Genomic DNA, 12391 nt, shown 5'->3' on the forward strand with positions numbered 1-12391 from the left:
CTCTCTTCCAATCCAGGCCATCCTAAGTGGGCAGGGCTCGCTGGTCGGCATGGAGCTGCCATTACAGGCCAACGCGTCGGAACGAGGCCATGGCCGCGAGAGCAGCTGGACCCTGCGCGCAGTGGAAGCCCCCACGACGATCAAGGAGATCTGGCCAGGATGCGCCTTGATCATCTCGGTGAGATCCGCCAGTACTCAGGGCTGATTCAAAGTGTCAGCAGGGGTTGGGCTCTGGCTGACGCATCGCCATTGCCATCAGCGCCCTGATGTCGTGCATCACGGCCTGCATCCCAGCGCGGATTGACCGAAACCCAGCCAGCCGCAACAGGTTGAGCGCTGCCGTACGCAGCGTGGCCATCACCCCAGCGCCATTGCCGCGGTAGCGGTGGGCATCCTCATGGAGCTGGGTGTCACGGATCCAGTGCCAGCCCTCAATGCTCCAGCGATCTCGCACCAGTTGCAGCAGGGCTTCTGGGGTGGTGCGCAGGCTGGTGAGAAACAGGTGGATGGCCTGAAACGGCTTGCCTTCTCTGGTGCCGGTAGCGGTCATCTCCACAATCCAGCTGGTGCCCGCCCAGCTCTCGCGGATGTGCTGCGGTGCCTCCTTTGCCCGCAGCGTCCAGGTGATGTCGCGACCGTGGCTGATCTCATGATCCGTTGCCACAAAAGGGATCGCGCGCTTTCCCTGGAACTGGCTGGCAATCTGGCGGTGCAGGGTGCGCTGGTTGGCTTTGACGGTCAGCAGGAAGTCGGCCCCCTGCTCCTGGAGGAGTTGAAAAACGGGCTTTGGGTATGGAGTGCATCCGCTTGGATCAGTACACCGTCCAGATCCATCTCACCGAGCAGCTGTTTGAGGACCGCCCGCTCATGGTTCTCGCCGGTGGCGTAGCAGGCCTGGCTGATCGCCACACCCAGGGCGGCGGAGTAGAGCGTCACCTGGGCAATGAATGCCGAGCCGCCACCGGGCGTGGGCTCGATCGAGCCCCTCAGCGTCTTGCCGTCACAGATCAGCTGATCGAGATCGGCTGCACCACCTGGGATCTGGGCGATTGTCCAGTCGCGGATCGCAGCGCAGAGAGCCGCCACGTCCACCTGGCGAAAGAAGTAGCGGAAGGCGGAATCGGAGGGCGGACGCCTGAGTTCGATGCCCAGTGCCTCGCACAGCACGCTGTGGTGGCGAATGGCAAAGCGCTCCAGATCCCGCAGGCTCTGGCAACGGCTCAGGATTCCCAGCAACGCCACCAGCAGCAGATACCAGGCCGGAATACGGATCCCGCGCCGCATCCGCGCGTCCGGAATCGCCTTGAGAAAGCTGATCAGGTCGAGATCAGTGGCGGGAAGAGCGGTTTCGGGCACAGGAAGAGCGCGATTCCGCTGACCTCAACCCATGCTGACAGCCCCGACCAGGCCGCCTGTGACACACTTTGAATCAGCCCTGGCTCCAGGTCCAAGGCCGAGAGGGCTTAACTCCACAAAGCCGTGGTTTGGTTATGAGTTTTTCAATCCCCGAAACTACCTTGAGCGGATGCGAGAGGTCGCGACTGACTTTTTACTTGGTAACCATAACTCTCAGGGAGTCTTTGTTCTAGGCTTCAAGGAGATCAGATTCTTCGAGATTCCAATACCTGAACTGAATGACTATCTCGATTTTCTTGACATACTCTTCCCAGGAGTTGTTTTTGTGCTCCTGCAAAGAGAGCCTGCTGAAATCTGTAAAAGTTCCTGGTGGAAAAAGAGGTTGAACTCAGAGCTCGTCAATCAGATCCATGAGTTCTACGCTTCAGTGTTGTCACGTGATCGCAAAAATCTGATCACTATTGAGTACTCAAAAATCCGAGACAAAGACTTGAGCTACCTTGAGAGTAGTCTATTCAAGCCCCTTGACATCCCATTTATTCCCCAGGCCGTGCTTGAGTGTCTCGGTCAAGAGCTCAATCACTGCAGGTAAGTGCTACCGCGCCTACAAGTCTGTGGTGCATGGGTTGCTCTCTTTGGCTATTGACAATTGAATTCCAGCAAGATGTGTAACGCACGACGAGCGCCTTCACACTAAGGCGCATTTGTCTGAGCCCCTCAAAATCAGCCATGACAAGCAGTGGGGGTTGCTTCCAAGGACAAGCCGGTAAGGGTCACGCCATGACCTCAGACTGTCCATCGATGGCCAATCCCACCAAAATCAGGAAGAGGTTTACGGCGCAGCAGAATGCTGAAGCCGCGGAGTCTCCCTGCAGGAGAGCCGCTGCTGCAGCACCGTGGCCGAGCAGTTTGGTTCTATCACCAGCAGCCTGGCTCTAGAGAGGGCTGATTCAATGTTTCAGCACGGGTTCGGGTTGGGTTGGCGTATTGCCTTGCCAGTAGTGCCGTGATGTCGAGAGTACAGTCTGCGATCCAGATGGTGCCGCTCCGGGCCTCACGGATGTGCTCAGGTGCCTTTTGGGTACGAAGAGTGAAGTGGTTGAGCTTGCTGGAGCAGGACTTTCTGCCCCCAGCGCTGAACCTCAGCTCGCCAGGTGACAGCCCCACCATCAGTAATACAGCAGCTTGCCGGCATCGTTCTATCTGGAGCGAACGGTTCAGTCGCCGCGCGGTCGGCTGAAATCTGGCTCGCCGGATGGATGGCCCCTTGGCGATGGAGGCCCTTCTCAAGCGACATCCGCTTTTGGTCCGCCGGCGACATGAAAACTGGTCTGACGTGACCCCCATTAGTCCATTCCTCTGAGCGCTGGTGGCTGCTGCTGCTGGCCCCGCTGCAGGGCTACCTGCTCGCCTGGGCGGGACACGGCCTCTTCGAGCGCAACCGCCCCGCCAGCTTCCGCTATCCCCTGTTCAGCTTCCGGGGCGACTGGTGCCTGTGGTGGGGGATTCTCAGAGGCCGCATCGAGCTCTGAGCTTCAGAGCCCCGTGGGCCGCACCCGCAGCAGGCGGCCCTGCTCCTCATCGGTGAGCACATAGAGCGCTCCATCGGGCCCCTGGCGCACATCCCGCACCCGGGCGCCGATCGGAATCACGGATTCGGCGATCACGGCACCGTCGGCATCGAGCTGCAGGCGCCGCACCCCGCCGGCCACCAGACCACCGGCGAACAGGTTCCCGCGCCATGGCGGCACCGCCTCGCCCGGGAGCAGCGCCAGTCCGGAGGGGGCGATCGTGTCCATCCACACCCGGCTGGGGTCCACGAATCCCGGCGCGCTGCTGGTAGGCGCCACGGAGTCGCCGCTGCTGTATTCGAGGCTGTGGGCCACCACCGGCCAGCCGTGGTTGGCGCCGGGCCTGATCAGGTTGAGTTCGTCGCCGCCCCGGGAGCCGTGCTCCGTGGCCCACACCCGCCGGTGCACCGGGTCGTAGGCCAGGCCCTGGATGTTGCGGTGGCCCAGGCTCCACACGGCCGGGTCAGTCCCCGCCTGGCCCACGAAGGGGTTGTCGGGGGGGATGGAGCCGTCGTCCTGGATGCGGATCAGCTTGCCCAGGTGGCTGGCCGGGTTCTGGGCCTGGAGCCGGATCCAGGCGCCATCGAGCTCACGGGCGGGTTGCCGCCATCGCCGATCGACACCAGCAGCGTGTCATCTGGCAGCCACAGCAGCCGCGAGCCGAAGTGCTGGCCGCCGCTCTTGTCACGGTTCACCGTGAAGATCACCTGCCAATCGCTCAGGGCCCGGCCATCGAAGCGGGCCCGGGCCACACGGGTGCCGTTGGCCTCCTGGCTGCCATGGGCGTAGCTGAAATACACCCAGCGGTTCTGCGCAAAGCGGGGGTGCAGGGCGATGTCGAGCAGGCCCCCCTGGCTTGAGGCGAACAGCTGGTTGGCGGCCACATCGGCCACGGGCGCCACGCCTGGCACCGGCTCTGGATCCAGCACACCGGCGCGCACGACCCGGAGCCGGCCGGGGCGCTCGGTGATCAGCAGGTCGCCATTGGGAAGCCAGGCCACACCCCAGGGGCGGTTCAACCCCTCCACCACAGGCTCCAGCGCCACAGCCTCCACGGGAAGCCGGGCCGGATCCGGGCTCAGCAGCGCCGCTGCGCCGCCGGCCTGGCCATCGCCCGGCTGGGCGACGCAGCGAGGCAGACCCGCCATCGCCAAGGCCCCGATGGCGAGGGACATCGCCAGCGGGGCCATTGGCCGGTCACGAGGGGGAAACCAGGGCAGGGAGGGCGCCAAGGGACTGGGGCTTGAGGCCCCCAGTCTGCTGGCTTCAGCCGAGGGCCTTGGCCTTGGCCACCACGTTGTCCACCGTGAAGCCGAACTGCTCCATGCACACCGGACCCGGGGCCGAGGCGCCGAAGCGGTCGATCGACACGCTGCCACCCTCGAAGCCGGTGTACTTGTGCCAGCCGAAGGAGCTGGAGGCCTCCACCACCAGGCGCTTGCGCACCGCCGCCGGCAGCACGCCTTCGCGGTAGGCGGCATCCTGCTCCTCGAACAGCTCCACGCAGGGCATCGACACCACCCGCACGCTCTGGCCATCGGCCCGCAGCTGGGCCGCCGCCTTGACGCAGAGGTCGAGCTCGGTGCCGGTGCCGATCAGGATCAGGTCCGGGGTGCCGTCGCTGTCCTCGAGGATGTAGCCACCCTTGGCCACGGCAGCCGCGGTGGAGCCGGGCTGGTTGGCCATGCCCTGGCGGCTGAGGATCAGAGCGGTGGGGCGCTTGCGGTTGGCGATCGCCACCTGGTAGGCACCGCTGGTCTCGTTGCCGTCGCCGGGGCGGATCACCAGCAGGTTGGGCAGGGAGCGCAGGGTGGCGAGGGTTTCGACCGGCTGGTGGGTGGGGCCGTCTTCGCCGAGACCGATCGAGTCGTGGGTGAGCACGTAGATCACACCCAGCTCGCTCAGCGCCGAGAGGCGGATGGCGCCGAGGGCATAGCCGGCGAACACCGCAAAGGTGCCGCCGTAGGGGATCAGGCCACTGCCGTGGTAAGCGAGGCCGTTGAGGATCGAGGCCATGGCGTGCTCGCGCACACCGAAGTGGAGGTAGCGGTTGGCTTCGCCGCCCTTCTGGAAGCTGGCCTCACCCTTGATGTCCGTGAGGTTGGAGTGGGTGAGGTCGGCCGAGCCGCCGATCAGCTCGGGCAGGTTGGGGCCGATGGCGTTGAGGCAGTTGAAGGAGTGCATCCGGGTGGCCAGGCCCTTGTCCTCCGGGGTGTAGCTGGGCAGGGCGGCATCCCAGCCCTGGGGCAACTCGCCCCGCAGCTGGCGCTCGAACTGGGCGGCCTCGGCGGGGTAGGTGCTGCGGTAGGTGGCCAGGGTTTCGTTCCAGGCGGCCTCGGCGGCGGCACCGCGGCTGATCGCCTGGCGCCAGTGGTCATAGGACTCCTGGGGCACCTCAAAGGCGCCGTAGGTCCAGCCCAGATTGTTGCGGGTGAGCTCGGCCTCATCGGCGCCCAGGGCGGCGCCGTGCACCCCGGCGGTGTTGGCCTTGTTGGGGGAGCCGTAGCCGATCGTGGTGGTCACCTTGATCAGCGAGGGCTTGTCGGTGACGGCCTTGGCCTCGGCGATGGCCCGGGCAATGCCGGCCACGTCCGTGTTGCCGTCAGCCACGTGGATGGTGTGCCAGCCGTAGGCCTCGTAGCGCTTGAGCACATCCTCCGTGAACGACACCTGGGTGTTGCCGTCGATGGTGATGTGGTTGTCGTCGTAGAGGGCGATCAGCTTGCCCAGGCCCAGGTGGCCGGCCAGGGAGGCGGCTTCACTGCTCACGCCCTCCTGGTGGCAGCCGTCGCCCATGATCACGTAGGTGTGGTGATCGATCAGGTCGCAGCCGGGGCGATTGAACTTGGCCGCCAGATGGGCCTCGGCCATGGCCAGGCCCACGGCGTTGGCGATCCCCTGGCCGAGGGGGCCGGTGGTCACCTCGACGCCGGCGGTCTCGAAGGTTTCTGGGTGGCCCGGGGTCTTGGAACCCCACTGGCGAAACTGCTTGAGGTCGTCCAGGCCCACCGAGTCGTAGCCGGTGAGGTGCAGCAGCGCATAGAGCAGCATGCAGCCGTGGCCGGCGGAGAGCACGAAGCGGTCGCGGTTGAACCACTTGGGGTTCTTGGGGTTGTGCTTGAGGGTCTGGTCCCACAGGGCATAGGCCATGGGAGCGCAGCCCATGGGCAGGCCGGGGTGACCGGAGTTCGACTTGTTGATGGCGTCGACAGCCAGGAAGCGGATGCTGTTGATGCAGAGCGTTTCCAGCTGGCTGGCGGAGGCGGTGGAGGTGGTGGGGGTGGCGACCATCGGGAGGGAGCTAGGGGGTAAGGGTGATCAGGCTCGACGCAACAGGCGATGCCGGGCGGTGGGGCTAACGGACCATCAGCTCAGACGCCGGAAGGCCAGGCAGACGTTGTGGCCACCGAATCCGAAGGAGTTGGAGAGCACCACGTTGAGTTTCCGTTCACGGGCCTGGTTGGGCACGACATCCAGATCACAGGCCGGATCCGGATTGAGGTAATTGATCGTAGGCGGCACCAGGCCATGCTTCATGGCGAGCACGGCGGCAACGGCCTCGATGCCGCCGCTGCCGCCCAGCAGATGGCCGGTCATCGACTTGGTGGAGCTCACCGGAATCTGGCCGGCCCGCTCGCCCAGGGCACTCCTGATGGCGGCGGTCTCATTGCTGTCGTTGGCCTGGGTGCTGGTGCCATGGGCATTCACATAGTCCACCGCCTCCGGCTCCAGCTGGGCGTCCCGCAGGGCGAGCCGCATCGCCTGGGCCCCCCCGCGGCCGCCGGGGGCAGGTGAGGTGATGTGGTGGGCATCGCAGCTCATGCCGTAGCCCACCACCTCGCCCAGGATGGTGGCGCCACGGGCCTCGGCATGGTCCAGGCTCTCGAGCACCAGCACGCCGGCGCCCTCGCCGATCACGAAGCCGTTGCGCTCGGCATCAAAGGGGCGACTCGCCGTGGCCGGATCGTCGTTGCGGAAGGAGAGGGCCTTGGCACTGGCGAAGCCCGCCAGGCCCAGGGGCGTGATCGCCGACTCGGCGCCACCGCACACCATGGCGTCGGCCAGGCCCAGCTGGATCAGGCGGTAGGCATCGCCGATGGCGTTGGAGCCCGCCGCACAGGCCGTGGCCACGGCGGAGCTGGGCCCCTTGGCACCGAGGGCGATCGCCGTGAGCCCGGTGGCCATGTTCGGGATCATCATCGGCACGCAGAACGGGCTCACCCGGTCGGGGCCGCGATCGGCCAGCACGTGGGCCTGGCTCTCCATCATCAGTAATCCGCCCACGCCGGAGCCGATCGCCGTTCCCACCCGCTCGTCGTTGCTGGCGTCGATCGTGAGGCCGGCATCGGCCACGGCCTGCTTGGCCGCCACCACCGCGAACTGGCAGAAGCGGTCCCAGCGCTTCGACTCCTTCGGCTCGAGCCAGCCGCTGGGGTCGAACTGCTTCACCTCAGCGGCGAAGCGACAGGCATGGCGGCTGGCGTCGAACAGGGTGATCCCCGCCACGCCGTTGCGGCCGCTGCTCAAGCCATCCCAGTAGCTGGAGACGTCATTGCCGATCGGTGTGACCGCGCCGAGGCCGGTGATGACGACCCGCTGGAGACCCTGGACCATGGAGCGGTTCAGGCCTGCTTGTCCTGGATGTAGGTGACGGCATCCCCCACGGTGGCGATGCCCTCAGCCGCCTCATCGGGAATCTCGATGTCGAAGGCCTCCTCCAGCGCCATCACCAGCTCAACGGTGTCGAGGGAGTCGGCCCCGAGATCGTTCTGGAAGTTGGACTCAGACTTCACTTCTGCGGCGTCGACGCTGAGCTGTTCAGCAACGATGGAGCGCACTTTCTCGAAGATCGCTTCCTGGGACATGGCCGCTTTGTTGGTCGAGGCACTCTACGGGTCGTCCCGCCTGGGGCTCCTCAGGGGCCGCTCAGGCGCCAGTGAGGGGCGACTTATGAACAAGGATGACGGCCGCGGCGTCGGGGGCGATCGGACCCGAACAGCTTCGGTACCTTTGCCACACGCCGAGTCTCAGCACACCGGAGTCCAGATGTCCCACGCCGTCAAGATCTACGACACCTGCATCGGCTGCACCCAGTGCGTCCGTGCCTGCCCCCTCGACGTTCTCGAGATGGTGCCCTGGGACGGCTGCAAGGCCTCCCAGATCGCCTCCTCCCCCCGCACCGAAGATTGCGTGGGCTGCAAGCGCTGCGAAACCGCCTGCCCCACCGACTTCCTCTCGATCCGCGTCTATCTGGGCGACGAGACCACCCGCTCCATGGGCCTCGCCTACTGAGTTCTCAGCGGCCGCCCAGCCGGCCTGGGCCTTCCCTGCAGCTCCCATAAGCTCATGCCCGGCCCGCGCCGGGCTTTTTTTGTGATCCCTGGCCTATGTGCGGCATCGTTGCCCTGATCGGTTCCCGGGAGGCGGCTCCCCAGCTGCTGGAAGGGCTGCGCCAGCTGGAATACCGCGGCTACGACTCCGCCGGCATCGCCACCGTGGAGCTCCGCGGCGAAGGCCCCGAGGGGCAGCTCCACTGCCTGCGGGCGGAGGGCAAGTTGGTGAACCTCACGGGTCGCTTTGAGCAGCACGGCGCGCCGGGCCACTGCGGCATCGGCCACACCCGCTGGGCCACCCACGGCAAGCCCGAGGAACGCAACGCCCACCCCCATCTCGATGGCCGCGGTGAGCTGGCGGTGGTGCAGAACGGCATCATCGAGAACCACCGCAGCCTGCGCGAGGGCCTGCAGCAGGAGGGGGTGGTGTTCCGCTCCGACACCGACACCGAGGTGATTCCCCACCTGCTGGCGCGGCGGCTCGACCAGCTGCTGGGAGAGGGCACTGAGGCGGGGCCGGCGCTGTTGCTGCAGGCGGTGCAGGAGGTGCTGCCGCTGCTGGCCGGGGCCTACGCCCTCGCGGTGGTGTGGGGCCGGGTGCCCGGCGCCTGGTGGTGGCCCGCCGCGCCGCCCCTCTGCTGATCGGCCTTGGCGAGGGGGAATTCCTCTGCGCCAGCGACACCCCCGCCCTGGCGGGCTTCACCCGCACCATCCTGCCGATGGAAGACGGCGAGGTGGCCCTGCTCACCCCGCTCGGCATCGAGCTGTACAACGCCGAGGGCCAGCGGGTGCAGCGGGCTCCCAGCCTGCTGAGCGGCACCCAGCACGTGGCGGACAAGCGCAGCTTCCGCCACTTCATGCTCAAGGAGATCCATGAGCAGCCCGAAACCGCCGCCCTCTGGGTGGCACGCCATCTACCCCCCGAGGGGGGAGCGCGGCTCGTGGCCCTGGCCCTCGACGAGGGTCTCTACGAGGGGGTGGAGCGGATCCAGATCCTGGCCTGCGGCACCAGCCGCCACGCGGCCCAGGTGGGCGCCTACCTGCTGGAGCAGCTGGCCGGTATCCCCACCAGCGTGTTCTATGCCAGCGAGTTCCGCTACGCGCCGCCGCCGCTCAGCCGCCACACCCTCACGATCGGGGTGACCCAGTCGGGGGAGACCGCCGACACCCTCGCGGCCCTGGCCATGGAGCGCGACCGCCGCCAGCAGGTGGCCGATCCGGCCTACGCGGCCCGGCTGCTGGGGATCACCAACCGGCCGGAGAGTTCCCTGGCCCGCATGGTGCCCCACCTGCTCGACATCGGCGCCGGCATCGAGGTGGGCGTGGCCGCCACCAAGACCTTCCTGGGCCAGCTGCTGGCCTTCTACGGCCTGGCTCTGGCCTTCGCCGAGCGCCAGGGGGGCGCCCCGGGGGTGGGGGAGCCCGAGCAGTTGCGCCAGCTGGTGGGCCAGCTGCGCCAGCTGCCGCTGCTGCTGCGCCAGCTTGTGGACGACCACGACCAGCGCTGCGAGGCCCTGGCCCATCTGTTTGCCGACACCCAGGACGTGATCTTCCTGGGCAGGGGCATCAACTTCCCGATCGCCCTGGAGGGTGCCCTCAAGCTCAAGGAGATCAGCTACATCCATGCCGAGGGCTACCCGGCCGGAGAGATGAAGCATGGCCCGATCGCCCTGCTCGATTCGCGGGTGCCGGTGGTGTCGATCGCGATGCCGGGCCCGGTGTTCGAGAAGGTGCTCAGCAATGCCCAGGAGGCCAAGGCCCGCGATGCCCAGTTGATCGGGGTGGCGCCCCAGGGGCCCGACACCGACCTGTTCGATGTGCTGCTGCCGCTCCCCGAGGTGTCGGAGCTGCTCAGCCCCCTGCTCACCGTGATCCCGATGCAGCTGCTGAGTTATCACATCGCTGCCCATCGGGGCCTGGATGTGGATCAGCCCCGCAACCTGGCCAAGAGCGTCACGGTGGAGTGAGGGATCAGCTGCTCCTGAGGGATCAGGCGCCCTTCAGCACGGCATCGCTGCGCCCGTAGCGATCTTCGAAGCGCACGATGTCGTCTTCGCCGAGATAGGCGCCGCTCTGCACCTCGATCAGCTCCACGGGGATCTTGCCCGGGTTGCTGAGCCGGTGCCGGGACCCCAGCGGGATGTAGGTGCTCTGGTTCTCGCCCACCAGCTCCTGCTGGCCGTCCTTCTCCACCACCGCGGTGCCCTTCACCACCACCCAGTGCTCGGCCCGGTGGTGGTGCATCTGCAGCGAGAGGCTGGCGCCGGGATTGACCATGATCTTCTTCACCTGCCAGCGCTCGCCCTCCACCACGCCGTCGTAGGAGCCCCAGGGGCGGTAGATCTTGCGGTGCGCCTTGCTCTCGGGGGCGCCGGCCCGCTCCAGGAGTCCCACCACGGTCTTGACGTCCTGGGCCTTGTCGCGGTGGGCCACCAGCACCACGTCGTCGGTCTCGACCACCACCAGGTCTTCCACCCCCAGGCCCACCACCAGCCGGTGCTCGCTGCGCAGGTAGCAGTTGCGGCTGGCCTCGCTGATCACCCGGCCCCGCAGCACGTTGCCGGCGCCGTCCTGGTCGGCGGTTTCCCACAGGGCACTCCAGCTGCCCACATCACTCCAGCCGGCCTGGAGGGGCAGCACACAGCCCAGCTCCGTCTTCTCCATCACCGCCACGTCGATGGCCACCCCCGGGCAGCCGGCAAAGGCCTCCCGTTCCAGCCGCAGGAAATCGAGGTCGGCGGAGTCGTGCTCCAGGGCGGCGCGGCAGGCGCTCACCACCTCGGGGGCCAGGCGCTCCAGTTCCGCCAGAACAGCGCTGGCGCGGAACAGGAACATGCCGCTGTTCCAGGTGAAGCGCCCGGAGGCCAGGAAGCGCTCCGCCGTGGCGGCGTCAGGTTTTTCCACGAAGCGGGCGATCGGCACCGGCTGGGGGTCAGCGGCACCAGCGGTGGGCAGGGGCGCGGCGGCCTCGATGTAGCCGTAGCCGGTTTCAGGCGCCGTGGGCACGATGCCGAAGGTCACCAGCTGGCCCGCCATGGCGGCCCCCAGGCCGGCCTCCACCGTGCGGCGGAAGGCGGCGGTGTCGCGCACCACGTGGTCGGCTGCCAGCACCAGCAGCAGGGGATCGTCGCCGCGAGCCGTGGCGTGCAGGGCGGCCACCGCCACGGCGGGGGCGGTGTTGCGGCCGATCGGCTCCAGCAGGATGCCACCGGGCTCCACCTCGATCTGCCGCATCTGCTCAGCCACGATGAAGCGGTGGTCTTCGTTGCAGATCAGCAGCGGCGGCGCCAGCCCCGGCAGGCCCGCGAGCCGCTGGTGGGTCTGCTGCAGCAGGGTTTCCTCCCCACTGCCGCCCAGGGCCCAGTACTGCTTCGGGTAGCTGGCCCGCGAGAGGGGCCAGAGACGGGTGCCGGTGCCCCCGCAGAGGATCACGGGAACCAGGTTGGGAGTGCTGCTCATCGCTGTCGTGCCGTGCCGCCATTCAAGGCCAGCCCGCCAGGTTTCAGAGGTCAAGCAGACCTGGAGGAGGGGTGATGCCGATCCAGCCCTCCGCCAGCCTCACCTCCGGCACGATCGCCTGCACGAACGGGATCAGCAGCCGGCGACCGTCGCTGCGGGCCACTTCCAGCAGGTCGTTGCCCGCGTGGATCAGGTTGGTGACCGTGCCCAGCACCACACCCGCCCCGTTGCCGCTCTCAGCAACGCCCTCAACGCCGCCCTCGAGCAGGCGCACCTCGAGGCCCACCAGATCCAGCAGGTAGAACTCGCCGGGGGCCAACCTGGGACGGTCGCTGGCGGGCACCAGCAGCTCTTCGCCCACCACGGCCTCGGCCGCCTCGCGGCTGTCGACCCCGGCCAGGCGCAGCACGAACAGCTCCTTACCTGGCAGGGGCCTTCCAGAGAGCAGCTCCAGGGGGCGGGCCACCTGGCCGCGCCGCTGCAGCCAGCGGCGGCCGGGCCGGGTGAAGCGCTCGGGGAAGTCGCTCATGGGCAGCACCCGCACCTCCCCCTTCAGCCCCTGGGCCGCCACCAAGCGGCCCACCACCAGCAGTTCTTCGGTTTCCGTCATCGCTGGGGCTCGTCGATCGCAGTCATCGCTGGCGCTTACAGCCGATAATGGCCCCACGCCGG

General features: G+C 67.3%; 9 protein-coding genes and 3 pseudogenes. 4 read left to right on the forward strand and 8 right to left on the reverse strand.

The window, feature by feature from the left end:
* Window positions 1-214: 214 nt before the first annotated feature.
* Both IQ220_RS15975 and IQ220_RS15980 read right to left on the reverse strand, forming a co-directional pair.
* The gene (locus tag IQ220_RS15975) at window positions 215-745 is read right to left on the reverse strand and encodes an ISAs1 family transposase (RefSeq protein ID WP_193913207.1); all 531 of its coding nucleotides are present in this window, start codon (window positions 743-745) and stop codon (window positions 215-217) included.
* Entirely contained in the window at window positions 739-1356 is a 618-nt protein-coding gene (locus tag IQ220_RS15980) for an ISAs1 family transposase (protein WP_193913090.1), read from the reverse strand. The genes IQ220_RS15975 and IQ220_RS15980 overlap by 7 nt, the downstream gene beginning before the upstream one ends.
* Window positions 1357-1387: 31 nt before the next feature.
* On the opposite strand from IQ220_RS15980, the gene IQ220_RS02015 reads away from it, so the two are divergent.
* Window positions 1388-1948 (forward strand): hypothetical protein, encoded by a 561-nt coding sequence (locus IQ220_RS02015; protein WP_193913092.1) that lies wholly within the window; start codon window positions 1388-1390, stop codon window positions 1946-1948.
* A 775-nt stretch (window positions 1949-2723) separates the two neighbouring features.
* Window positions 2724-2888, forward strand: a pseudogene (locus tag IQ220_RS16330) (Mpo1-like protein); the annotation flags it as partial.
* A gap of 3 nt (window positions 2889-2891) precedes the next feature.
* Here the strand turns inward: IQ220_RS16330 and IQ220_RS02025 are convergent.
* The 4 genes and pseudogenes from IQ220_RS02025 to acpP form a co-directional block, all read right to left on the reverse strand.
* Window positions 2892-4117 (reverse strand): annotated as a pseudogene (locus tag IQ220_RS02025) (PQQ-dependent sugar dehydrogenase).
* A gap of 76 nt (window positions 4118-4193) precedes the next feature.
* Window positions 4194-6218: a transketolase gene (tkt, locus tag IQ220_RS02030; protein WP_193913082.1), complete on the reverse strand. Its 2025-nt coding sequence runs from the start codon at window positions 6216-6218 to the stop codon at window positions 4194-4196.
* A gap of 75 nt (window positions 6219-6293) precedes the next feature.
* The gene (gene fabF, locus IQ220_RS02035) at window positions 6294-7541 is read right to left on the reverse strand and encodes a beta-ketoacyl-ACP synthase II (protein WP_186698272.1); all 1248 of its coding nucleotides are present in this window, start codon (window positions 7539-7541) and stop codon (window positions 6294-6296) included.
* 8 nt (window positions 7542-7549) lie between these two features.
* Window positions 7550-7792 (reverse strand): acyl carrier protein, encoded by a 243-nt coding sequence (acpP, locus tag IQ220_RS02040; protein ID WP_193815346.1) that lies wholly within the window; start codon window positions 7790-7792, stop codon window positions 7550-7552.
* 181 nt (window positions 7793-7973) lie between these two features.
* Here acpP and psaC point away from each other — a divergent pair, with 181 nt between their 5' ends.
* Together psaC and glmS are read left to right on the forward strand one after the other, a co-directional pair.
* Complete coding sequence (psaC, locus tag IQ220_RS02045) at window positions 7974-8219, forward strand: photosystem I iron-sulfur center protein PsaC (protein ID WP_011295528.1); 246 nt, start codon at window positions 7974-7976, stop codon at window positions 8217-8219.
* Window positions 8220-8314: 95 nt separating this feature from the next.
* Window positions 8315-10227 (forward strand): annotated as a pseudogene (glmS, locus tag IQ220_RS02050) (glutamine--fructose-6-phosphate transaminase (isomerizing)).
* Between the two features lie 22 nt (window positions 10228-10249).
* Here the strand turns inward: glmS and IQ220_RS02055 are convergent.
* Together IQ220_RS02055 and rimM are read right to left on the reverse strand one after the other, a co-directional pair.
* Window positions 10250-11719, reverse strand: coding sequence for a mannose-1-phosphate guanylyltransferase/mannose-6-phosphate isomerase (locus IQ220_RS02055; RefSeq protein WP_193913080.1), 1470 nt, complete (start codon window positions 11717-11719; stop codon window positions 10250-10252).
* 43 nt (window positions 11720-11762) lie between these two features.
* Window positions 11763-12329: a ribosome maturation factor RimM gene (rimM, locus tag IQ220_RS02060; RefSeq protein ID WP_193913078.1), complete on the reverse strand. Its 567-nt coding sequence runs from the start codon at window positions 12327-12329 to the stop codon at window positions 11763-11765.
* Between the last annotated feature and the right edge of the window lie 62 nt (window positions 12330-12391).

Source organism: Cyanobium sp. LEGE 06113 (assembly GCF_015207615.1).